The 234-nt window shown below is 62.0% G+C and carries 1 protein-coding gene; it reads left to right on the forward strand.

Annotation, left to right across the window (positions count from 1 at the left end; translation table 11 throughout):
* The coding region (locus ACUHMQ_RS21695; RefSeq protein ID WP_445297449.1) for a hypothetical protein at positions 1-196 on the forward strand (196 nt) is incomplete at its 5' end.
* Positions 197-234: the final 38 nt, after the last annotated feature.

The following is a 234-nucleotide window of genomic DNA, read 5'->3' on the forward strand; positions in this document are numbered from 1 at the left end:
CCCCAACGCGGGGGGTGTGCGGGGTACTGATGCCTGCGAATCGCCAGACGCCACCAGGGTTTTAGCGGAAACGCCCGTTTCTGACGACGAAATAAGGGTGGGGGTGCCTGAAAATACCCCTGATCCGCTCGTGGTCGTACATCCCTTAGCTCACTTGCCGGTGGTGCCGGTAGAAGGCGCGGGCTATGCCGCGTAAGGGCCAGAAACTCAAGACACGCCAACGCCGCCCAACCA

The organism is Chitinimonas violaceus (genome assembly GCF_052601015.1).